Source organism: Streptomyces sp. Rer75 (genome assembly GCF_013414305.1).
Lineage (GTDB): Bacteria > Actinomycetota > Actinomycetes > Streptomycetales > Streptomycetaceae > Streptomyces > Streptomyces himastatinicus.
In genome coordinates this window covers 8,747,612-8,769,529 of sequence record NZ_CP058693.1, presented here as the reverse complement: position 1 = coordinate 8,769,529, position 21,918 = coordinate 8,747,612, and the positions used below count along the sequence as shown (strand labels likewise).

The window sequence follows — 21,918 nt, the reverse complement described above, 5'->3', positions numbered from 1 at the left end:
AGCGGAGGAGAGACAGCCATGCACAGCGAGCGTGACGAGCGGCAGTACCGCGTCGTGGTCAACGACGAGGAGCAGTTCTCGGTCTGGCCGGGCGACCGTGACCTCCCCGCGGGATGGCACGAGGAAGGGACGCGGGGCGACCGGGAGACGTGTCTGGCACACATCGACCGGGTGTGGACCGACATGCGGCCCAGAAGCCTGCGCGAGGCGCTGGTCCGCACCCGGCAGGACGGCTGAGGAGCGGGAGATGACGGACAACAAGGTCGCCGACGTCACCGGGATCGGTTTCGGGCCCTCCAACCTGGCGCTGGCCACCGCGCTCGCCGAGCCCGCGCCGCCGGGCCCCGGCAGGCCGCTGAAGGCGGTGTTCTTCGAGCGCAAGGAGCGGTTCTCCTGGCACGCCGGGATGCTGCTGGACGGCGCCACCATGCAGATCTCCTTCCTCAAGGACCTGGTGACGCTGCGCGATCCGCGCAGCCCGTACAGCTTCCTCAACTACCTCCACCACGCCGACCGGCTGTCGGACTTCATCAACCACAAGCTGCTGTTCCCCTCGCGGGTCGAGTTCCACGACTATCTGGCATGGGTGGCGGGCTTCTTCGAGGAGCAGGTCACCTACGGCTCGGAGGTCGTGGACGTGCGCCCGGTCTCCCACGGGGACGCCGTGGAGCACATGGACGTCGTGGTCCGGCAGCGTACGGCGGCCGGGGAGCGGACCGTCGTGCAGCGCACCCGCAACCTGGTCGTCGCCACCGGCCTGGAGCCGTATCTGCCACCGGGGACGCTGCGCTCCGAACACGTCTGGCACACCTCCGAGCTGCTGCACCGGGTGGAGCAACTGCCGTCCGCGCCACGGCGGATCGTCGTGGTCGGCGCCGGGCAGAGCGCGGCCGAGGCGGCCGAGTTCCTGCACACCCGGTTCGCGTCGGCGGAGGTCTGCGCGGTGTTCTCCCGCTATGGCTACAGCCCCTCCGACGACAGCCCGTTCGCCAACCGGATCTTCGACCCGGCGGCCGTCGACGACTACTGCGCGGCCGCGCCGGAGACCAGGCGGATGCTCCTCGACTACCACCGGAACACCAACTACTCGGTGGTCGACCCGGAGCTGATCGACGAGCTGTACCGGCGGGTCTACCAGGAGAAGGTGCGGGGACGGCCCCGGCTCAACATCCTCGGTGCCTCCCGGCTGGCGTCCGTGGAGCCGGCCGGTGAGGGCGTGGACGTGACGGTGGAGTCCCTGGTCAGCCGGGAGCACACCACGATGCGGGCCGACTGCGTGGTCTACGCGACCGGTTACCGCCCCGCGGACGTACGCGGTCTGCTGGGCAGCATGGCCGGGCTGTGCAAGGCCGACGAGCTGGGCCGGGTGGAGGCCGACCGGCAGTACCGGGCCGTCACCGAGGGGGACGTGCACTGCGGGATCTACCTCCAGGGCGCGACCGAGCACAGCCACGGGATCTCCTCCAGCCTGCTGTCCAACACCGCCGTACGGGCCGGGGAGATCGCGGACGCCGTACGGGCCGACGCCGCGGCCATGAGGGGATGCGATGTTCGTACCTGAGCACTACCGGACCGAGGACCAGCGGTGGCCGGTGCGGATCGTCCAGGACAATCCGCTGGCCCTGCTGATGTCGAACCGCGACGGACAGCCGCCGTACGCCAGCCATGTGCCGGTGATCGTCCTGCCGCGGCAGCGGGAGGAGCTGGAGCGCACCGGCCGCTGGCGGGGGGCCGTGCTGCACGGGCACATGAACCGGGCCAATCCGCACTGGAAGTCCCTGACCGACGGACAACCGGCCGGGCTGGTGTTCCAGGGACCCGCGGGCTACGTCTCCCCCGCCCTCTACGACGCTACCCCCGCCGCCCCCACCTGGAACTTCACCGCGGTGCACGTCCAGGGGCGGCTGCGGCTCGTGGAGGACGAGGAGGCCACCCTCGGCGTGGTGTCCGCCACCGCCGGACAGCTGGAGGAGCGCTTCGGCGAGCAGTGGTCGATGGATTCCTCGGTCGGCTACTTCCGGCAGCTCCTCCCCGGCGTCGGCGCCTTCGAGCTGCACGTCGAGGAGTGCGACGCCATGTTCAAGCTGAGCCAGGAGAAGGAGCACGACGTCAGGCACGCCGTCATGGACTGGTGTGCGCGCAGTCCGCGCGGCAGGAGCAACGACCTGGCCACCGTGATGTGCGACTACTACCCGGCCGCGGTGTCCCGGCCGAGTTGAGACCACCTGAGCGCCGGAGGTGTTCACGATGCAGAAATACGCTGTCGACGGAAACCGCGGCACGGCCCACGGCGGTGCGACACCCGTCCACACCCTGTTCGACGTCGAGGTGGCGGAGAAGCTGGACGGCAGGCGGCTGAACCAGGTGGCGGCCGGGGTGCTGGGCGCGCTGCACGTACGGAACTTCTTCACCGAGCAGGAGTGCCGCCAGGTCGTCGCGGCCCTGGCGGAGGACCGTATGGGGCAGTACGACGCCGCCGTGGTGGGGCTGCGGATCAAGAAACTCGGCCCCGCCGTGTTCGACTTCTACAACGACGGCTCCGTGGCCGACGCCTACTGGGAACAGGCCAAGGAGGCCGAGCAGCAGCGCACCCGGCTGCTGGCCGGAAGCGACCCCTACCGGCTGGCCCTGGACCGGCTCGACGCGGCCTGGCACGGCGGGGCCACCGCGGCCACCGTGGGCGGCCGACCGCTGTTCGCGGGCATGATCCGCGAGATGGGTGAGGGCGCGGGCCTGCACTTCGACGAGGTCGAGCGCGAACTGCCCGGCGCGCTCGACGAGACCCCGCTGTGCCAGCTCGCCTTCAACTGCTACCTGTCCCTGCCCGAGTCGGGCGGGGAGGTCACCGTGTACCGGCGCCGCTGGCGGCCGGCCGACGAGGACCATCGCGACGGGTACTGGTACCAGCCGCATCTGGTGGCGGACGAGCCACGGGTGACGGTGTCCCCGTGCTGCGGAGACGCCGTGTTCTTCGACCCCCGCAACTACCACAGGGTGCATGCCAACGAAGGCGGCGGACGGCGCGTCACGCTGTCCTTCTTCATCGGCGTGTCCAGCACCGGAAACCTCCTCCTGTGGTCCTGACCCGCACCCCGCCGGAGGGAGCACGCCATGAGTGACACCGGCACCGAACCGATAGCGGCCAACCAGCTCCGCCTGTGGATCGCCCAGGAGCTGGACCCGGAATCCAACGCGTACAACGTGACCCGCTGCCTGCGGCTGCGCGGGCGGCTCGACGCCGACGCGCTGGTGCGCTCCGTGAACGCCCTGGTGGGGCGGCACGAGATCCTGCGCACCGTGTTCCTGGACACCCCGGACGAGGTGCTCCAGCGGGTGCTGCCCGACAGGCCCGCCCTGACCGGTGTCACGGCGGCGTTCCCTCGTGAGGGAGACGACCACGGGGAGAAGGACATGGCCGCGGCGGCCATGGACGAGGCGCGTGCCTTCACCCTGCGCCCCTTCGACCTGCGGCGCGAACCCCCGTTCCGGGCCCGGCTGGTGCGCCTGTCCGCGACCGACCACATGCTGTCGCTCGCCTTCCACCACATCGGCGTCGACGCCTGGTCCCTGGGTGTGTTCGAGCAGGAACTCGCCGAGGCCTACCGCGCCTTCTCCGGCCGCGGGACGTGGCAACCGGCCACCGAACCGACCCCGTTCCGGGAGTTCGCACGCCGGCAGCGGACGATCCTCGCCGATGACGCGGCCGAGCGGCATCTGGCGTACTGGCGGACGGCGCTGCCCGCCGAGCTTCCCCCGGCGGACTACCTGGCGACCAGCCCGCTGGGCGCGCGGGGCCCCGGCCCCGCCGCGGTGCACGAGACACCACTGCCCCCGGAGACCGTGACCGCTCTCGCCAGGCTGAGCACGGCCTTCCAGGTGACGCCCTTCGTGGTCCTCCAGACCGCGGTGCAGATCCTCGCCCAGCGGTTCTCGGGAAGCACCGGCGTGGTGCTCGGGGGCACCACGCTGGGCCGCAAGCTGCCGGACTTCGACACCACCCTCGGCTTCTTCGTCAACACCGTTCCCCTGCACACGCCGCTCGACGACAACCCGTCCTTCGCCGAGGCCCTGGCCCGCGGCAAGGAAACCGTGATGGGCGCGCTCTCCCATGACGATGTGCCGTTCGACAAGATCGCCGAGGCGGTGCCCGCGCGGCCCGCGGGGGAGCGCGGCGGGCTGTACCGGATCGCCGTGGAGGTGCAGGCCGCCCCGCCCGGCGGGCCGCGCGAGTGGCCGGGTCTCACCGTCACCGCGAGCGGCTTCGACGGCGACGCGGCCAAGCGCGCCCGCTGCGATCTGACCTTCAACCTGCTGTACGGGGAGGGCGGTCCGCGGCTGGTGACCGAGTACGACGCGTCCCTGTTCGACGAGACGTATGTCGCAAGCGCCACAGAGGCGCTGTTCACCCTGCTCCAGCACGGTGAACGCGAGCCCGGCACCCCGGTGGACGACCTGAAGCTGCTGTCCGCACCGCAGTGGCGGCGGCGGCTGACGGCGCGGGCCTACCCGCCGCGGAACGCCGTACGGGAGCCCACGAGCCGGATCGTGCGGGCGCTGGCGGATCTGCACGGGGAGCGCACCGCCGTGCGCACACCGGGCGAGCGGTTCACCTTCCGCGAGCTGGTGGACCGGGCGGAGGCCGTGGCGGCGGCGCTGATCGACGACGGCGCCGGTCCCGGCACCTTCGTGGGGGTGGTGGCCGACCGTTCCGTGCACGCGGTCGCGGCCCTGGCGGGCTGCTGGCTGGCCCGGTGCGCGTACGTCCCCATCGAGCCGGGCGAGGCGCGGGAGCGGCAGCGCTGGATCGCGGAGGACGCCGGGCTCACCCGGGTGCTCGGCCCGCCCGGGTACGCGCTCCCGGGCACCCAGCTCATCGACGTCCGCGCCCTGCCGCCCGCCCCGCGCCACACCGCGGACGTACGGACCACCCGGCACGACGACATCGCGTACGCCATCTACACCTCGGGCACCACCGGCAGGCCGAAGGCCACCCTGGCGACCCACGCGAACATGCTGAACGTCAAGGCGGGGCTGGCGGAGTGCTTCGAGGTTAAGGACTGGCGGCAGGAGACCGTCTCCCTCAACGGCCCGCTCGTCTTCGACGTGTCGTTGCAGCAGCTGCTGCCCATGCTGGACGGCGCCACCGTGGCCATCGTGCCCGGCCCGGTACGGCTGGACCCGGAGGCCCTGCTCTCCTACGTGGCGGAGGCGGGCATCACCCTGCTGGACGTGAGCCCCGCCCATCTGCAACTGCTCGTCGAGGCCGGGCTGCTGGAGCGCCGGGACCTGCCGCTGCGGCGGCTGATCTCCGGCGGGGAGGCGCTGCCCGCTCCGCTGTGGCGGCCGCTGGCCCGCAGCGGTCTGCGGGTGTTCAACTGCTACGGGCCCACGGAGTGCACGGTCAACTCCACCGTGCAGAAGGTCGACTCCACGGTGGAGCGGCCGCTGATCGGCACGGAGGTCCACGGCGCCACGCTGTACATCGCCGACGACAAGCGCCGGGTGGTGCCCCACGGCGCCACCGGTGAGCTGTATATCGCGGGCGAGGGCGTGGGCCCCGGCTATCTGAACCAGCCGGGGCTGACGGCGGAACGCTTCCCCACGCTGCCCTGGGGTCCGCAGGGCCGGCCCGTGCGGGTCTATCGCACCGGTGACCGGGTGCGGCTGGCGAAGGGCGGAGCGGTCGAGCATCTGGGCAGACTGGACGACCAGGTCAAGATCCGCGGCAACCGGGTCGAGCTGCGCGAGGTGACCGCCACCCTGCTCTCCCACCCGGCCGTGGAGGCCGCCGAGACGGTGGTGGACGAAGGCCACCCGGGCGGGCCCCGGCTGCACGCCTTCATGGTGGCGCCGCGCTCGCCCGTCGGCGAGGACGAACTGCGGCAGCACCTCACGGCCCAGCTGCCCGGGTACATGGTGCCCGCGCGGATCACCCGCCTGGACGCGCTCCCCACCACGGTCGCGGGCAAGGTGGACCGGAGGGCGCTGCGGGCGCTGTGTGCCCAGGCGCCCGCGGAGGACGTCACGGACGGCGCACCGCCCCAGGCGGCAACCGATGGCGGTGACGGTGGCAGGGACGGTGGCGGGGACGGTGGCGGGGACGGAATCGAGCGGCGGCTGGTCGAGCTGTGGCGGGAGGTTCTGGGCGTGCCCTCCGCGGGTCCGGACTCCCATTTCTTCTCGCTGGGCGGCCACTCTCTCCTCGCCGCCCGGCTCATCGCGCGGGTCCGCCATGAGTTCTCCGTCCCGCTCCCCCATGCCACGCTGCTGGAGCGGGCCACCCCGCGCCGCTGCGCGGAGTATCTGCGGAGCAGCCTGGATGCCGCCCCGGGCACCGCCCCGGAAGCAGGACGGGCAGCCGAGCCGGTCACCGCGGAGAGCGGTGGCCACCTCCTGGAACTGCGCGGCTCCTCGGACGGCATCCCCGTGGTCTGCTTCCATCCGCTGGGCGGGGACGCCCTCGTCTACCAGGACCTGGTGGACGCCCTGCCGGACCAGCAGGCCGTCCACGCCGTCTTCGACGGCCGCACCGACCCGCGCACCCGCACCGGCTGGGAGTCCCCGGAGGCCATGATGCGGGCGTATGCCACCGCGGTGGCCGGGGTCGCCGGGGACCGGGGCTGCCATCTGGTGGGCTGGTCGCTGGGCGGGCTGATCGCGCACGGCGTGGCCGCTCACCTCGAACGGCGTGGCACCGCGGTCCACTCCCTCTCGATCTGGGACGCGGGCTGCTCGCCGGTGCGGTACGCCCGTCCGGCCGAGCCGGACTGGTCGGCGGGGCCGCTGACCGTGCTGAACACCCTCGCTCCCCCGGGGTCCGGCGGGCTGACACCCGATCAGGCCGAGCGGCTGGGTGCCCGGTTCCGTCAACCGCCGGGGCCGGACCTCGGCCCTCGCATCCTGCGGGCCGCCGAGCGCCTGTGGCAGGTCCGCCCGGCCGCGGAGCCCCAGGCCGTCGCCGACCGTGCCGTGCTGGCCTCCCTGCACAACTGGCTGTTCACGGGGTGGAGTCCGGAGGTGATCGACGCCCCGGTGTCCGTGGTCTGGGCCGCCGACTCGCTCCGCCGCGGCCTGGTGGCCAGGACCGACTGGGGCGACTGGACGCGGGGCCCCGCGCAGGAGACCGAGATCCAGGCGACGCACTACTCCCTGATCAGAAAGCCCATCGTCGGCGAGCTCGCCGCACACCTGATGAAGACCGTCCACGCGGTCGCCCCCGGCCGCTGAGCCGAGGACCGTACCCCCACCACCTTCCCGGAGGCAGTCTGTGTTCGACGTCAGCGAAGCGTGCCGTACTTCCTTCCTCAGCCTCTCGCATCTGACCACCGCCGAGGTCGCGGAGGTGGGTGAGACGGCGTACCGGTTCGGCAACTCCCCCAAGGAGTTCGCGGACCGGCTCCAGGGGGCCCGGGTGGGCCTGCTGTTCACCGCGCCGTCCACCCGTACCAGGTCGTCGTTCTGGAACGCGGCGGTCACCCTGGGCTGTCACACGCTGCACCTGGGCTCCTCGGAGCTACAGGTGTCGACGGGAGAGAGCTGGGGGGACACCGGAGCGGTCCTCGCGCACTATGTGGACGCAGCGGTGGTCCGCACCAACGGCCCCCAGGACGAGCTGCGGCAGCTCGCGGAGCCGCTGCCCGCCACCGTCAACGCCCTGACCTACGAGGAGCATCCGACGCAGGCGGTCGCCGACCTGTGCGCGCTGCGGGACCACTTCGGCAGCGCGGAGAATCTACGGCTCGCCTATCTCGGCCTGGTCAACAACACCGCGCGGTCGCTGGCCCAGCTGGCCTGCAAGGTCCCCGGTATGCGGCTGGACGTGTACAGCCCCGAGGGGGCCGGTTTCCCGGACGAGGAGGTGGCCGAGATGAACGGCACGGCCGGGCGGGACGTGGTGAGCCAGCGCCACTCGGTGCCGGACGCGCCGCACCCCGTCGACGGCCTGTACACCACCAGGTGGCAGTCCATGGGCGTGGCGCACGAGGACCCGGACTGGCAGTCCCGCTTCGCCCCGTTCCGGGTCACCAGGAGCACCATGGAGCGGTTCAGCGGTGAGACGGAGGCGGTGTTCCTGCACGACCTCCCGGCGATCAGGGACCAGGAGGCGACGTCCGAGGTGCTGGACGCGCCCTTGTCGCTGGTACCCCGGCAGGCGTACCACAAGACGTCCGCCGCGGCGGCGGCACTTCTGCGGGTGCTCGGCGAAGGCGCCACCGGCCGCTGAGGGCCGGGTGGACGGCCGGGTGCGGAGGTCCGCACCCGGCCCCGGCGGCCCCTATCCGGCGGCCGCCGGGCCACCACCGGCGAACGCCAGCACGGCTTCCGCCGCCTCACCGGGCCGCGTCGGCCTGCGCCGGACGAGATGCGGCGCCTCCCGCAGCGCGCGGCCGAGGACGGTGAGGTACTGGGCGTCGGGCAGCGTGGCCTGGAGATGCGTCCGCAGTAGCGCGTGCATGACGTACACCCACTTCCGCGGCTCCCCCGCTCGTACGGGACACAGCAGGTTGCGGTCCGCCAGCTCGTCGAGGAGGGCGGCCGCGGTGGCCGTGGGACAGCCGATGAGCACACCGGCCGTGGTGGGCGTCAGCCGCTCCGCGTCGACGGCGGCCAGGGCCGACAGCGCGCTCCTGCTGTCCTCGGGGAGCCGGACGCACGCCTCGTCGAAGGCCTCGCCCAGGCTGTGCCCCAGCAGGCTCAGCTCACGTGCCGGATCCTGGGCACCGGTCAGCGCGGACGCACACCGCCTCAGGGACCAGTGAGGGCGGGCCGCAAGGACGTTGCCGACGGCCCGGAGAGCGGCCGGCAGCCCTCCGCACACCGCCAGCACCTCCTCGATCCATCGTCCCTGGCCCTCCAGTCGCTCCGGGGAGAGCCCGGAGGACAGCAGCGCGCCGGACTCGTCCACGTCCAGCACATCGAGCGGCACCCGGACGGCGCCGTCGACGGCGAGGCTGGACACCTGCGTGGTGATGCACACCGCGGAGCTGCCCCCCGTGGGGATGACGGCCCGCATGTCGTCCGCCTCGGTGACGTTGTCGATGAGCACCATGACGCTGCGCGAGGCGATGAGACTGCGGTACATGTCCTGGCGCAGGGGCCAGGAGTCGGGCTGCTCCTCCGCCGGTACGCCCAACCCGTGCAGCAGCCGCCCCAGGACGCCCCGGAGACCCTCCCAGCTGCGGGGGAAGGCCGACGCGTCGATGTACAGCTGACCGTCGGGGAAGCTGTCCCGCGTCAGATGCGCGGTGTGGACGGCGAGGGCACTCTTGCCCACCCCGGTCATGCCGCTGATGATGACGGCGCGCGCGGCGGTGCCCGGCTGTGTGGTGGCGCCGGACGTGAGCGCGTCGACGATGAGCCGCCGCTCCCGGCAGCGTCCGATGAAGTCGGAGATGTCCGGCGGCAGTTGGTTGGCGACGGCGCCTGCCGGCGCGCCGCGGTCCGGGCGGGCCGGGGTGGCCGGGGGCCGTGGCCGCACCGGCTGGGGATCGGCTGCCGGTGCGGGCACGACCCGGTCCTTGGACAGCAGCTCCTGGTAGAGGTGCTGGATGTCGGCGGCGGGGTCGGTGCCCAACTCGTCGGCCAGCCGCCGCTGGAGGCCGAGATAGACGTTCAACGCGTCGCTGCGCCGCCCACTGCGGTCGAGGGCGAGCATCAGATGGTGGTGCAGGCGCTCGTGGGTGGGGTGCGCGGCGACGAGATCGACCAGCTCGGGCACCAGCTCGGCGGCGTCGCGTGTTTCCAGGTCTCCCTCGATGCGTTGCTCCAGAGCGAAGATTCTCAGCTCTTCGAGCCTGCTTGCCTCACGGTCGAACGGTTCGCCCTCCAGGTGCTGGAACGCCGACTGGCCGCGCCATCTGCCAAGTCCCGTCCGCAGTACGGCCGTTGCCTCGCCGTGGCGTCCGGCCGCCCGTAACGAGATGGCCCGGCCCACTTCCTCCTCGAAGACCTTGGCGTCGATCGAACCCGGGGACGACGTCAGCGAATAGCCGGAGGGGAAGGTCTCGATGGTCTGCGCACCGAGGATGTGTCTGAGTGAGGAGATACGGCTGTGAATTTGCGCCGACACGGTCTGCGGCGGCCTGCGGGGCCAGAGCGTGTCCACGATCTGCGGAACGGACACGACACCACCGGCCCGGGCAAGCAGCAGCGCGAGCAAAACCTGCTGCTTCGGGCCGCCTATGGCGACAGGCTGCCCGAGAGCCCAAACCTGGAGCGGACCCAATACGCTGAACTGCAAAACTCTTGCTCCTCACAGGATGAGTCCAATGACTGTCATCTTGCTGGATCCCTCGTGCAGAGAAGTGATGCAGGTGGGGGGAATTAGCGGGGCCAATGGCGACTTTTCCGCTTCACACTTCCAGGTCTTCCAACCCCTTTGGATTAAACGGAGTAACGCAGGAATCCGGGGAGATTCGGACGTTACACACACGTTGACCTCGCACCTACGACGATCAGCGTACCCGTAAGACAGACGATTGTAGAGCAAACCTACAGTGTAGGTTTTTTCCAATGTCGATGGAGGATCGATGGGCGGGAGCACTGTGCACACGGGCCGCGCCGACGCATCAGGTGAAGAACCCTATGTAGGACGAGGCGAGGCTTGAGACCAGCCAGAACGCCCCGAAGGCGATACCGATGATGATCAGTATCGCCAGCACTCTGTCCGTCTTGCCGACTGATGTGAACGGAGGTCGGGGCTCCGGGGCACGTGGACTCATCCGCCCAACATACGACAACAAGTCGGTGTGTGTAGAGACTTGTTGATGTTTCCGTAACCCCTGGCCCACCTGGGACGACTATGTCAGCTCCGCACTACAGGCACGCCAACTTAGGCTCACCTTGCTTCCGGTTCGAGGATGCGGTGCCGGGACGCACGAAGGGCGCACGGCACAGCAATCGAATGCGCCAACTGCTGAGTGAGTGCCCCTTGTTCGTACCAGTCGGGCAGTGATGTCCTGAGACCGCATCAAACGTCTACGTCTGAACCAACCTCGTCGAGTGGTCGTGGGTCCGGAGGAAGTGATCTTGACACTGGAGGGCGCTGCCCCGAACCTTCCCTGCGGGCCTGAACGTGCCGGCTCTCGCCCTCCGCTACCCGACGGCTGGCCTCTGCGCAGCTTCCTGGGCAGGCTACAGGGCCGCGTCAGGGCCGACATGCTCCAGCTCGGGACCCGCCGCCGCTTCTCGCCGGAGGAGATCCTCATCCAGGAAGGCGACCGTTCCCAGTACGTGGTCCTGCTGCACTCCGGGTTCGCCAAGGTCACCGCTCAGCTGGAGAACGGCCGTGAAGCCCTTCTGGCGATCCGGGCCGGCGGCGACATCGTGGGCGAGATGGCCGCCCTCGATGATGCTCCGAGATCGGCGACGGTCACCGCATGTGGAGAGGTTTCAGCCAGTGTCGTGGAATACGAAGACCTGCGGCTCTTTCTCCACCGCCATTCCGACGTCGCGATCACGCTCTCCGGCATGGTCGTCGAGAAGCTGCGCTGGGCCAATCGCCGCCGGGTGGAGTACGGCGGGCTCCCCGTCAAGGCACGTCTTGCCCGGGTGCTGTCGGAACTCGCGCTGTCGCACGGCCACCAGGTGCGCCGGAGTCTCGTCATCGGTGTCGCGCTGAGCCAGCCGGAACTGGCCGCGCTGACCGGCTCCTCGGAAGTCACGGCCCACAAGGCGCTCAAAGAGCTGCGCCAAGAGGGGCTGCTCTCCACCGGCTATCGCCGCATCACGGTACTCGACCTGCCGGGACTTCGTCGGATCGCGGGCCTGCCCGACTCCCCGATCCGCCATCCACAGAAACCGTATTAGTACGGCTTTCGCCATGTTCTCCACGGTCTGCTTGCACAGTTGATGCCCGGCTCGCGGCAGCGGGTCCACAACCGTCACTTCACCAGACAGGCGTCGCATGGCATCACAGGACATCATCACGCGCCATCTCTGCATGGCGGCAGACGTGGAGCGGTACAGCAGGCTGGACATCCCGCAGCAGGAGCGGACGCAGGCCGAACTCGTCGGGGTGCTCGACAGGGCGGCAGCCCTGAGCAGCCTGGACAGGTTGTCGTGGAAGCGGCAACCGCAGGGGGACCAGGAGTTCGCCGTGCTGCCCGCCGGCACTCCGGAGCAGGTCGTGCTCGGTGCGTTCATCAGGAATCTCACCGTCGCCCTCGGGGAGTGCAACGCTCATCGTCCACGGAAGCAGCCGATGAGGCTTCGGCTGGCCGTCGATCTCGGGGTGGCAAGGACCGCGGCGCTCGGACACAGCGGTCCCGCACCGATAGCCGTCGCCCGTTACCTGAACGCGGAGCCGCTGAAGTCCGCGCTGAAGGGGACCCGCACCACGAACCTGGCCGTCATCGTCTCGGACCGGCTCTACCAGGACGTCGTCCAGCATCACAGCCACGGGCTGGACCCGGGCGACTACGTCAAGGTGCACGTGCAACACGACGAGTTCGCCGGATACGGATGGATCCAGATCCCCGAACACAGCAAGGCCGAGATCCGCGGCCTCGCCCTGAACGGTCGCCCGCTGACGGGCATGGCGGACGCAAAGCGGGAGGACCCCAGCATGAACACGCCCGAAGCGATCGCGGCACTGGCCGGCAGCGCCGTCGTGGGCGCCATGGCCACCGACGCCTGGGCTTTCGTACGGAACCGGTGCGCTGCGCTCCTCGGCCGCCACGCGCCCGAGGAGAGGCGCGCGGTCCTGGATCTGTTCGACGGCTTCGACCGGTCTCTCTCCACGGTGGAGGGGGAACAGCACGACAGCCTCGCGGCGATGTTCACCGACCGCGCCACCACCACGCTGGCACGCGTCGCGGCACTCTCCGACGAAGCGGCCGACGAGGTGCGCACCCTCGCCGAGGCAGCGGACTCCGCGCGTACGGAGAGCGCTGCCCGGAGCAGCATCAGCATCCGCGACGTGCGGGCCAAGGGGGACTTCATCCTCGGCGGCCGCGACACCAAGGTTTACAAGGGAGGACAGCGATGAGCCTCGACAGCGATCGGCCCGAGGGCTTCGAACAGGCGGTATACCAGGGGATCTCGGTCGACCGCTCGTCCGCGGGAAGGGATCTGGTGGTGACGCGCGGCAATGTCACCATCAAGAACATCGTTTCGGGCCTCGCCATGGTGCGTCCGCACCCCGTCGACCGTGGTCTCATCCTCCGCGAGCCACTCTTCGTCTCGCCGCCCATGGGATTCGGTGGGCCGGTACCGGAGCCGTTCCCTGTTGCCGACCCGATCGACTCCAGCGTCATCGCGCTCCTGGGCAAGGAGTCCTCGGGCCGCCGCACTACGGCACTCGACCTGCTCGATACGGCTCTGGTCGACAAGGACCGGGAAATCTTCGAGTTGTACCCGGACTGGGAGAAGCCCGACGCCGATCGCATCCCCTGCGAGCCCCACACCGGATATCTGCTCAACCTCGCCGGGGTCAAGGAACCGCTCGACAAGGAGTTCCACGACCGGCTCGCCGAATACGCCATGCGGGCCCACAGCACCGACACCCTCCTGGTCGTCATCGCCACCCCGCGCGTCTGGAACAGCACCGCCATGAACAGCCGGACCTCACCGGTCAGGATCATGGAGATGGACCGGCCCTCCGCCCTGGAGGTCGCCCGCCGACGGATCGAGGCCGACCGCGAGCGTGCCGGACGCGCCTCATGGCTCACGGACGAGTCCAGTGTGTTCGCGGGTCTGCTGCACGGAGCCGAGCCGCCTGCCGAGGCCGTACGCCTGGCCCACGTCGTCCTCCGTGCGGAGGGCCCCCGGGACAGGGAGGCGCTCGATGGTTTCAAGGGCTGGAAGCACAAGCTCACCGACTGGTTCGGCTCCACCGAACAGGAGGCGCCGGAACGACGGGCCCTCCAGATCGCCGCCTCCTTCCTCGACGGAGCCGGGGCCCGCACCGTCCTCGACGCCGCTGATGCCCTCCTGGCGGACCCGGAGATCCACTGGCCGGTGCGGCAGGGCGGCCCGCTGGGAGGCGCGGGCGGAAGCCAACGCTGCGCCGACGCCGAACTCGACTACGCGCCGGACGGCACCGTCTCCATCACCAAGCCTCACCCGGGCATAGACCGGGCGCTGCTCGGACACGTCTGGCGGGAGCGGCCGCAACTCGTGCCCGTCCTCACCCGCTGGCTCTCAGCGATCAGCCAGCCCCAGGGCATCGCCGACACCTGCCTCCCCAGGCTTGCCGGGGTCCTGACGACGCTGGCCGAGTCCGAAGGAGCCGACGTCGTTCTCGGCCTGACGCAGGACTGGCTGCGCAATGGAAATGTCCGCCACACGCAGCTCGCGGTCGACGTGCTGGACCACCTCGCGGTCAACCCCGTTCTGGGGCCGGAAGTCCGCAAGGTCCTCGCTCAATGGGCTCAGGGCATCACCTCGCCCAAACGCCAGTTGGCCGTCGCGCAGGTGTGCGGGCGGCGCCTGGTCCGTGAATACACCAGCGTCGCCCTGACCCGGCTGAAGTACATCCTGCGAACAGCCGAGGACGAGAAGGTACGCGCGGTGGCGCTGACCACGCTGAGGTCCCTGCTGGGCGACACCGATCTCGCGGCGCGGGTGCTGAAGACGCTCGTCGACTGGACCACGCCGGAGAAGAACGCCTCGGAGAAGGGGGAGTTCAGCCGCACCGCCTTCCTCGACGTGTTCGCCCTGGACGACAGCGAATCCTCCACGTCGCCGGTCTCCCTCCTCCTCACCGCGGAAGCGGAGCACGGCGAGGCCGTCCGCGCGTTGCTCCGCGAAGGCTGGCGGGCCACGTGGCAGTGTCCTGAACTACGCGAGCGAGCGGCGGACGTGCTCGGTCAGTGGTGCGACGCGGCCGAAGCCGGTGAGCTGCCCGGCGACGCCGTGGAAGAAGTCGTCGCCGTCATCTTCTCGGCCCAGGCCGACGTGATGGGCGGTGAACTCGACAGGCTCATCGCCGGCACGGCGCCGTTCCGCGCCCAGCTGCGTACGCGGCTCTTCGAGGTGGTCAGGGAGACCGCGACCCGGGCGGCGACCAGCGCTCACAGCACCGCATGAGGCCGCGTCTCTTCCGCCGACGCGACGCCGGTTCCGCCGGGCAGGAGACCCGGCCCTTCGGCAGGACCTTCTCGGCCCAGCTGCCCAGCGCGGACCACGGTCTCTATTTCGACGTGCGTTTCGCCTACGACTGGGCACCGGAGCCATCACCACAGGCTCCGCTCCTCCACGGCGACGCCGTGGCGCGGTCACTGCTGACGGACCACGCCACAAAGGCCCTGTGCACATACCCCGTCCTCATGGCCGAAACCGCGGAGACTGCCGTCAACCGCGTGCTCAGCGAGGAAGTCCGTGACGATGAGAGGCTGCGCGTGACGGGCCGATGCACGGTGGTCGTCGGGGAGGACACGCTGCTGGCCGCCCGGCGCCGGAGCGAGGCCGCCGAACGGCACCGCGTCGAGGGGGCAGCCCACGTCGCACGCCTGGAAGTGCTTCGCGACCTCCTGCTCGACGGCGGACTCGGCCTGGTGTGGTGGATCGACAGGTACGCGGACCTCCAGTTCTCCGCCGGGGACCCGAAGGCCAAAACGGAGTCGGTCATCGGTGCCTTCCAACTCGTGACCGATGCGCTGCATGCCGATGCGGCCCTCGGCCGGCACGACGAGAACGCCCTGCTGAGAGCCCGGGTCGAGGAACTGCTCGGTGCCTTTCACGACCCGAGCACGAGATCGCGCGCGATGGATCTTCTGGAGACGGTCCTGGATCTTCTCGCGCCCGCGTCTGCGGCCTCGGAACGGGCCGATCTTCCGCGGCGGAGCCGCGTTGACGTGCTCTCCGAGGGGTGAGTAACTGTTCGCCGACTGTCGTGCAGCTCAGGAGGGCTTCCGTGGGGGACGCAGAAGTGGCGGAGGCGGTACGCGGATGTGCACGCGATGCTGTCCGATCCGCGCTTCGCGCGGGACCCGGGCGGCACCGGCGAACAGCATCAGCTGTGGCGGCGGTTGCTGGGCCGGGTGCTCACCGCCAAGCAGGCGGCCGCGCTGCGGCCGCGGATCGCGGCCATCGGGCATGCCCTGGTGGACGAGATGGAGGCCGGGCCGAGGCCCGCGGACCTCATGGCGGGGTTCGCGGATCCGCTGCCGGTGCGGGTCATCGGCGTCCTGCTGGGCGTACCGGAGCGGGACTGGGACCGGTTCGCGTACTGGTCGGGCACGCTGTACGGCCCGGATCGTTACGGCGAGCGGGAGATCCTCGCCGCGCGCGAGGACCTGATGGCGTATCTGGGCGACCACGTGGCCCGGAAGCGGCGTGCGCCGGGTGACGACCTGATCAGTCAGGTCATCGGGATCACCGACGCCGCCGGCCGCCATCTGCCCGAGGCGGTCCTGGTGCAGATCGCGCGGGGGCTGATGGTCTCCGGCCACGAGACGACGTCCAGCGCGATCGGGAAGCTCGTACCGGTCCTGCTGGACGACCGGTCCCGGTGGCGGCGGTTGCTGGACGACCGGTCGCTGGTGCGGACCGCCGTCGAGGAGTTGCTGCGCTTCGACGTCAACCGGGGGCCGGGCATGCCGCGTTACCTCACGGAGGACATCGAACTGGGCGGTGAGGTGATCCCGAAGGGCAGCACCACGCTCTCGGTCATCGACGCCGCCAACCGCGACGAGCGCATGTTCCGCGACCCGGACGAACTGGACCTGGGCCGCTCCCCCAACCGGCACATCTCCTTCGGCGCCGGTGCGCACTCCTGCGTCGGCCAGGCACTGGCCCGCACCGAACTCCAGGTTGCCCTGGACATCCTGCTGGAGCGGCTGCCCGGGCTCGACCTGGCGGTTCCGCCGTCCGGGCTGGTGCGGCGCGAGGGGCAGCTCACGGGAGGCTTCGAGCGGGTTCCCGTGGTGTGGTAGCGGCGACGGAACACGTACCGCCGCTGGACTGTTCTCCCGTGCATGGTGGATGATCCAGCACGATCAGCGGGATCACGCAGGGTCCAGGGGGATCCAGGGGGAGGAAAAGTGGCCGTGGTGAGAGAACACGTGGCGAGCGAGCGATCGGACGGATTGCGTTCGCCCCGCACCCTCGCCGCCGTGTCGGCGGTGCTCACCGGAACGATGGCGCTGTACATCGCGCTCGTCGCGTTCGGCAACATCACCGACTTCGGCACCAACCAGCAGTTCGTGCGGCATGTCCTGGCGATGGACACGACGTTCAAGGACGAGGACCTGATGTGGCGGGCGATCGAGTCGACGGCGCTCCAGGACGCCGCCTACGTCGCCATCATCGTCTGGGAGACCCTCGCCGCTCTGGTCCTCCTCGCCGCGACGGCCCTGTGGGGCATGAGCCTGCGCGGTGACGGAAGGGGCATCCGCCGTGCCCGTCGGGCGGGCACCGTGGGCCTGTTGATGCTGATGCTGCTGTTCGGTGCCGGGTTCATCGCCATCGGCGGCGAGTGGTTCTCCATGTGGCAGTCGAAGAGCTGGAACGGGCTGGACGCCGCCACGCGCGTCTTCCTGCTCTCCGGGATCGTCCTGCTGCTCACGCACCTGCCCTCAGCCGAGCGGGCCGGGCGGGCCGAGCCCCGCGCCGAGGACTGACCGCAGTGCCGGGGCGGCGGAGGCGTCGCCGTCCAGGAAGCCGAGGAGCTCGCGGCGGGTCGGCCCGGTGGCGGGCCCGCGGCGGGTGACCGCGAAGGCGGCCGCGGCGTTGGCGCCCCGTACGGCGTCGAGTGGATCCAGTCCGCAGCCGAGGAGGGCCAGGAACGCGCCGGTGTGGGCGTCGCCCGCGCCGTTGCTGTCGACCGCGGTCACCTGGCGGCCGGGGACGTGCACGGCCTCGCCGCCGGGCGGTACGAGCCAGCACCCGGCCGCGTCGGCGCGGACGAGCACCCCGGTGTCCGGGCCCAGCCGGGCGGCGAGCGCGGCGGCGGTCCGCGGGGCGTCGTCCAGCCCGGTCATCAGCCGCCCCTCGCGCTGGTTGCAGCTGATCCAGTCGCAGCGTGCGAGGGCCACGCGCAGCACGTCTTCGGGAATGTCGGAGACCAGCGGCCCCGGGTCGAGGAACACCCGGGTGTCCGGGGGCAGTTGCGCGATGAGCCCGGCCAGGACCGGGCCGCCCGCCGGGTGGGCGAGCCCGTAGCCGGAGATCTGCACCAGATCGCCGGGCCGCAGCGCGGCGAGCACCGCCGCCGCGTCGGCCTCGGTCAGCCGGGCCTCCGCACCGAGGCTGGTGGCGAAGGTCCGCTCGCCGTGGTCGTCGACGAGGGCGACGCAGAAGCCGGTGTCGGTGTCCGGCAGCGGGGGCAGCAGCACCTCGATGCCTTCCCGCGCGAGGTCGGCGCGCACCCGGTCCGCGAACGGCCCCGAGCCATGGCCTCCGGCGTAGACGGCGGGCAGGCCGAGGCGGCGCGCGGCGGCGAGGACGTTGAAGCCGCCGCCGGTGACGAAGGTGGTGTCCGTGGCGACCACGTCGCCACCGCGTTCGGGCGGCGCGGGGACCCGCATCACCAGGTCGACGATCGCGTTGCCGAGCAGCACCAGCCGGCTGTCCGCGCCGCTCATGCGGGCTCCTGTGCGGTCGGCTCGGGCAGCGTGTGCGGGGGCAGGGGCGGCTCGGACGTCTCGTCGGCACGCGTCGTGGCGCCGCCCAGCCGCCGCAGCAGCGCGTAGACGCCCGCGGCGAGGGCGAGGGTCACGACCCACCCCAGGCCGTTGGTGCCGATCCAGGTGTCGGACAGCGGTCCGGCGAACCATACGTCGGTCGAGCTGGTGGCGGCCTCGGTGAAGAGCAACCCCACCACGATGGCCACCACCCACGCGGTCAGCGCGGACCAGCGGACACCGCCCCGGAACCAGTAGCGGCTGGTGCGGCCCACGTCCATCAGCGCCGCGCGGTCGTAGGACCGACGGAGCATCAGGTCGACCGCGAACACCCCGACCCAGGCGGTGATCGGCACGGCCAGGAGGGTGAGGAAGGTGATGAAGGGCCCGTAGAAGTCCTTGGCGATGAGGATGAAGTAGATGCCGCCCGCGAAGGTGACGACCACGTCCAGCCCGACGGCCACGGTGCGCCGGACCCGAATCCCCAGGGTGATCATGGTGAGCCCGGCGGAGTACACCGACAGGTGGTTGGAGAGCAGCAGCCCGCCGAAGGCCGCGATCAGATACGGGATCGACATCCACGACGGCAGCATCGCGTTGATGGCCGAGACCGGGTCGGCGGCCGAGGCCAGGTCCGGCTGCCCCGCCGCGAGCAGCGAGCCGAGCGAGATGAGCACCACCAGCGGGATGCCCGCGCCGAACGCGGAGGCGGCCACCAGCCTGCGGCCGGGGATCTGCCGGGGCAGGTAACGGGCGTAGTCCGCGCCCGCGTTGGCCCAGCCGATACCGGTGCCGGCGGCGATCATCCCGGTGCCCACGACCATCGCGCTCACCGGGCCCGCCGGGGCCTGGAAGACCTTGTCCCACGCCACGGTGGCCGCGAGGAAGGCGATGACCACGAGGTTGAGCACGCCGAAGGCGTAGGTGGCCCACTTGTTGATCCACATGATGGTGGCGTGGCCGAGGCCGCTGATCAGCAGGGTGCAGCCGATGAAGACGAGCAGGCAGACCACGGTGAGGACGGCGTTCTGACGGACGCCGAACGCCACGTTGAGCAGGGCCAGCAGGGCGAAGGCCGCCGTGGTGGTGTTGATGGTCTCCCAGCCGAGGCGGCTCAGCCAGGTGATGAGGGTGGGGCCCGCGTTGCCGCGCACCCCGAACACCGCGCGGGAGAGGGTCAGGGCGGGCGCGCCACCCCGTTTGCCCGCGATGCTCAACGCGCCCACCAGGGCGAACGAGCCGAACGAGCCGATGACGGCCACGATGACCGCCTGCCAGATGTTCAGGCCGCGGAAGCTGACGAGCGCGGCGCCGAGCGGCAGCCCCAGAATGCTGATGTTCGCCGCGAACCACGTCCAGAACATCTGCCCGGGGTGGCCGTGGCGCTCGGTGTCGGGCACCGGCTCGATGCCGCGCGTCTCCACCGCGCCGACGCGGTCGTCCTGCGAAGCGGCCATGGTCGTACCTGTCTTTCTGTGCGGGGCTGCGGGCCGTCCGCGCCGCCCCGGGGACCGGGCGTGTGGCGCGGATACGGCAGGTGGGTCACCCGGCTGCGGCGGCCCGCAGCGCGAGGAGGGAGGTGGCCAGCGGCTCCAGGTCGAGGCCGTTGACGGAACGGAGGGTGGTGAGCGCGTCGGCGGGGAGGGCCGAGGCGCCGCTGAGGGATCCGGCGATCGCGCCGGCGATGGCGCCGATGGTGTCGCAGTCGCCGCCGAGGTTCGCCGCCAGGAGGCAGGCGCGCCACGGTTCGCCGTCGGCCAGGGCGAGTACGGCGAAGGCGGCGGGCACCGACTCCTGGCTGGCGACGCTGGTGCCCACGAGGTCGCTGATGCGGTCCAGGGCCCGTTCCTCGGGCAGGCCGCAGACCAGTTCCACGGCCCACTCGATACGGGCCGCGATGGCGGCGCCGTACACCCAGTGGCCGCGCTCGGCACCGGCCGCGGCGGCGGTGATGCCCGCGGCGATGGCGTCCTCGAGACCGCCGCCGCCGACGCCACGGCTCACCGCCGCGCCCACGGCCGCGGCGGAGGCGATACCGAGGGTGGTGTCATGGGTGACCCGGCAGGCCGCCGCCACGTGGTCGACGAAGGATTCGAGCGGCTTGTCGGGGAAGGCGACGCCGACCGGAGTGATCCGCATGGCGGCGCCGTTGGTGGCCCCCGACCGGCCCGCCTCCTCGGGCGGCACGCCGCGCGAGACGGCCTCCAGGGCGGCCTTGGTGGAGGGGCCGAGCAGATCGTACGAGCCCTTGGCCTTCATGGCGCGCTCCCACTCCAGCAGCTCCCGGGCCAGCCGCAGGAGGTCGATGTGTCCGTTGCCGTCCACCAGCAGGCGGCCCACGATGACGGCCTGATCGGTGTCGTCGGTGACCGACCCGGCGGGCAGTCCCGCGCTCACCGGATTCTCCGCGGGGCCCGGTTCGAACCCGGTCACGGCGCCGAACCGGGCGACGATCGACCGCCGGGGCATGATCTGGGTTGGCATGCCGAGGGCGTCGCCCATCGCCAGGCCGTACAGGGCTCCGAGTGCGCGGTCGTGCTGGTGGTTCATCAAGACTTCCTGTGGTCGGTGCGGGAGGTCGCTGCGGGATGGTGGCGGGTGCGGGCGGCGGTTCAGCTTGGCGGTTCGCCGAAGCCCAGGTGCAGCTGGAAGCGGGCGGGATCCAGCAGGCTGGTGACGCGTTCGACGACGCGGCCGTCGGACCCGCGGCTGACCCTGCGGGTGCGCAGGAACAGGTCTCCCTCGGCGCGCCGCAGCAGGCCAGCCTCGTCGGCGTCCAGCCCGGCCACGGACGCCCACTCGTCGCCGTGGGTGGCACGGACCCCCGCCGCGGCCAGGGTCTTGGTCAGCGAGCCGTCGACCAGTCCGCGCAGCGGCACATCGGCGAGCGCCGGAAGCAACGGGACCCTGCTGCGCTCCAGCGAGACGGGGGTGCCCTCGGGCAGGATCCGCAGCCGGTCCAGCGCCAGGAACTCGGCGCCCTCGATCCCCAGCTCCCCGGCCAGCCCCGCATCGCGCACCGCCTCCAGCCGCAGCACCTCGGTGCTGACCCGGGCCCCCTGATCGGCCAGGGCCCTGGTCCAGCCCAGCCGGTTGTCCAGCAGGCCGCCGTCGAAGGTGACGAACGAGCCGACCCCCGCATGCGTGGAGATCAGCCCCCGCTTGCTCAGCTCGTCCAGCGCCTGCCGGACGGTGTTCCGGCTCACCGCGAAGCGCCTGGTCAGCGCATGCTCACCGGGCAGCCTGCTGCCCGGCTCCAGAGCGCCGCTGTGGATCTCACGCGCCAGGACGCCGGCGATGCGCTGATGCTTGAGGACCTGTTCAGTCATGTCCAGAAGCTAGCCATACCTGT

General features: G+C 71.2%; 17 protein-coding genes. 12 read left to right on the top strand and 5 right to left on the bottom strand.

The features are described from left to right. Window positions 1-18 precede the first annotated feature (18 nt). Genes HYQ63_RS37605 through HYQ63_RS37580 form a run of 6 tightly spaced genes read left to right on the top strand, consistent with a single transcriptional unit; the run spans window position 19 to window position 8,224 of the window. Window positions 19-237 (top strand): MbtH family NRPS accessory protein, encoded by a 219-nt coding sequence (locus HYQ63_RS37605; RefSeq protein ID WP_179938150.1) that lies wholly within the window; start codon window positions 19-21, stop codon window positions 235-237. Between the two features lie 10 nt (window positions 238-247). Further along, window positions 248-1,561, top strand: coding sequence for a lysine N(6)-hydroxylase/L-ornithine N(5)-oxygenase family protein (locus HYQ63_RS37600; protein WP_179938149.1), 1,314 nt, complete (start codon window positions 248-250; stop codon window positions 1,559-1,561). Then, window positions 1,548-2,219, top strand: coding sequence for an FMN-binding negative transcriptional regulator (locus HYQ63_RS37595; RefSeq protein ID WP_179938148.1), 672 nt, complete (start codon window positions 1,548-1,550; stop codon window positions 2,217-2,219). The genes HYQ63_RS37600 and HYQ63_RS37595 overlap by 14 nt, the downstream gene beginning before the upstream one ends. Window positions 2,220-2,247: 28 nt before the next feature. Further along, window positions 2,248-3,084, top strand: a complete 837-nt coding sequence (locus HYQ63_RS37590) for a 2OG-Fe(II) oxygenase (RefSeq protein ID WP_179938147.1) — start codon at window positions 2,248-2,250, stop codon at window positions 3,082-3,084. Window positions 3,085-3,111: 27 nt separating this feature from the next. After that, entirely contained in the window at window positions 3,112-7,227 is a 4,116-nt protein-coding gene (locus tag HYQ63_RS37585; RefSeq protein WP_179938146.1) for a non-ribosomal peptide synthetase, read from the top strand. 40 nt (window positions 7,228-7,267) lie between these two features. Next, complete coding sequence (locus HYQ63_RS37580) at window positions 7,268-8,224, top strand: ornithine carbamoyltransferase (protein WP_179938145.1); 957 nt, start codon at window positions 7,268-7,270, stop codon at window positions 8,222-8,224. Window positions 8,225-8,275: 51 nt separating this feature from the next. On the opposite strand, the gene HYQ63_RS37575 is transcribed toward HYQ63_RS37580, so the two are convergent. Continuing rightward, window positions 8,276-10,225, bottom strand: a complete 1,950-nt coding sequence (locus tag HYQ63_RS37575; protein WP_257232702.1) for a BTAD domain-containing putative transcriptional regulator — start codon at window positions 10,223-10,225, stop codon at window positions 8,276-8,278. A gap of 932 nt (window positions 10,226-11,157) precedes the next feature. Between HYQ63_RS37575 and HYQ63_RS37570 the strand changes: the two genes are divergently transcribed. From HYQ63_RS37570 to HYQ63_RS37545, 6 genes are all read left to right on the top strand, one after another. After that, a complete protein-coding gene (locus HYQ63_RS37570) occupies window positions 11,158-11,808 on the top strand; it encodes a Crp/Fnr family transcriptional regulator (RefSeq protein WP_179938143.1) in 651 nt (216 codons plus the stop codon). A 97-nt stretch (window positions 11,809-11,905) separates the two neighbouring features. Then, window positions 11,906-12,988, top strand: a complete 1,083-nt coding sequence (locus tag HYQ63_RS37565; RefSeq protein ID WP_179938142.1) for a hypothetical protein — start codon at window positions 11,906-11,908, stop codon at window positions 12,986-12,988. Next, on the top strand, window positions 12,985-15,030 hold the full coding sequence (locus HYQ63_RS37560; protein ID WP_179938141.1) for a hypothetical protein: 2,046 nt from the start codon (window positions 12,985-12,987) through the stop codon (window positions 15,028-15,030). The genes HYQ63_RS37565 and HYQ63_RS37560 overlap by 4 nt, the downstream gene beginning before the upstream one ends. Before the next feature lie 239 nt (window positions 15,031-15,269). Then, window positions 15,270-15,815, top strand: a complete 546-nt coding sequence (locus tag HYQ63_RS37555) for a hypothetical protein (RefSeq protein ID WP_179938140.1) — start codon at window positions 15,270-15,272, stop codon at window positions 15,813-15,815. Between the two features lie 87 nt (window positions 15,816-15,902). Then, a complete protein-coding gene (locus HYQ63_RS37550) occupies window positions 15,903-16,877 on the top strand; it encodes a cytochrome P450 (protein WP_257232397.1) in 975 nt (324 codons plus the stop codon). A gap of 153 nt (window positions 16,878-17,030) precedes the next feature. Continuing rightward, complete coding sequence (locus tag HYQ63_RS37545; RefSeq protein ID WP_179940932.1) at window positions 17,031-17,564, top strand: DUF2165 domain-containing protein; 534 nt, start codon at window positions 17,031-17,033, stop codon at window positions 17,562-17,564. On the opposite strand, the gene HYQ63_RS37540 is transcribed toward HYQ63_RS37545, so the two are convergent. The 4 genes from HYQ63_RS37540 to HYQ63_RS37525 form a co-directional block, all read right to left on the bottom strand. After that, window positions 17,520-18,527 carry a PfkB family carbohydrate kinase gene (locus tag HYQ63_RS37540; RefSeq protein WP_179938139.1) on the bottom strand — a complete coding sequence of 336 codons (1,008 nt, stop codon included), beginning with the start codon at window positions 18,525-18,527 and terminating at the stop codon, window positions 17,520-17,522. The two genes, HYQ63_RS37545 and HYQ63_RS37540, sit on opposite strands and share 45 nt — an antisense overlap. Then, on the bottom strand, window positions 18,524-20,023 hold the full coding sequence (locus tag HYQ63_RS37535; protein WP_179938138.1) for a cytosine permease: 1,500 nt from the start codon (window positions 20,021-20,023) through the stop codon (window positions 18,524-18,526). Before HYQ63_RS37535 ends, HYQ63_RS37540 begins: the two co-directional genes overlap by 4 nt. Window positions 20,024-20,108: 85 nt before the next feature. Then, the gene (locus HYQ63_RS37530) at window positions 20,109-21,116 is read right to left on the bottom strand and encodes an ADP-ribosylglycohydrolase family protein (protein ID WP_179938137.1); all 1,008 of its coding nucleotides are present in this window, start codon (window positions 21,114-21,116) and stop codon (window positions 20,109-20,111) included. A gap of 62 nt (window positions 21,117-21,178) precedes the next feature. Further along, complete coding sequence (locus HYQ63_RS37525) at window positions 21,179-21,895, bottom strand: GntR family transcriptional regulator (RefSeq protein WP_179938136.1); 717 nt, start codon at window positions 21,893-21,895, stop codon at window positions 21,179-21,181. Between the last annotated feature and the right edge of the window lie 23 nt (window positions 21,896-21,918).

What these genes read in the sequence shown, in the direction of transcription:
- HYQ63_RS37605 (WP_179938150.1), top strand. Translation starts at nt 19, where the DNA reads ATGCACAGCGAGCGTGACGAGCGGCAGTACCGCGTCGTGGTCAACGAC.
- HYQ63_RS37600 (WP_179938149.1), top strand. Translation starts at nt 248, where the DNA reads ATGACGGACAACAAGGTCGCCGACGTCACCGGGATCGGTTTCGGGCCC.
- HYQ63_RS37595 (WP_179938148.1), top strand. Translation starts at nt 1,548, where the DNA reads ATGTTCGTACCTGAGCACTACCGGACCGAGGACCAGCGGTGGCCGGTG.
- HYQ63_RS37590 (WP_179938147.1), top strand. Translation starts at nt 2,248, where the DNA reads ATGCAGAAATACGCTGTCGACGGAAACCGCGGCACGGCCCACGGCGGT.
- HYQ63_RS37585 (WP_179938146.1), top strand. Translation starts at nt 3,112, where the DNA reads ATGAGTGACACCGGCACCGAACCGATAGCGGCCAACCAGCTCCGCCTG.
- HYQ63_RS37570 (WP_179938143.1), top strand. Translation starts at nt 11,158, where the DNA reads ATGCTCCAGCTCGGGACCCGCCGCCGCTTCTCGCCGGAGGAGATCCTC.
- HYQ63_RS37565 (WP_179938142.1), top strand. Translation starts at nt 11,906, where the DNA reads ATGGCATCACAGGACATCATCACGCGCCATCTCTGCATGGCGGCAGAC.
- HYQ63_RS37560 (WP_179938141.1), top strand. Translation starts at nt 12,985, where the DNA reads ATGAGCCTCGACAGCGATCGGCCCGAGGGCTTCGAACAGGCGGTATAC.
- HYQ63_RS37555 (WP_179938140.1), top strand. Translation starts at nt 15,270, where the DNA reads ATGGCCGAAACCGCGGAGACTGCCGTCAACCGCGTGCTCAGCGAGGAA.
- HYQ63_RS37550 (WP_257232397.1), top strand. Translation starts at nt 15,903, where the DNA reads ATGCTGTCCGATCCGCGCTTCGCGCGGGACCCGGGCGGCACCGGCGAA.
- HYQ63_RS37540 (WP_179938139.1), bottom strand. Translation starts at nt 18,527, where the DNA reads ATGAGCGGCGCGGACAGCCGGCTGGTGCTGCTCGGCAACGCGATCGTC.
- HYQ63_RS37535 (WP_179938138.1), bottom strand. Translation starts at nt 20,023, where the DNA reads ATGGCCGCTTCGCAGGACGACCGCGTCGGCGCGGTGGAGACGCGCGGC.
- HYQ63_RS37530 (WP_179938137.1), bottom strand. Translation starts at nt 21,116, where the DNA reads ATGAACCACCAGCACGACCGCGCACTCGGAGCCCTGTACGGCCTGGCG.
- HYQ63_RS37525 (WP_179938136.1), bottom strand. Translation starts at nt 21,895, where the DNA reads ATGACTGAACAGGTCCTCAAGCATCAGCGCATCGCCGGCGTCCTGGCG.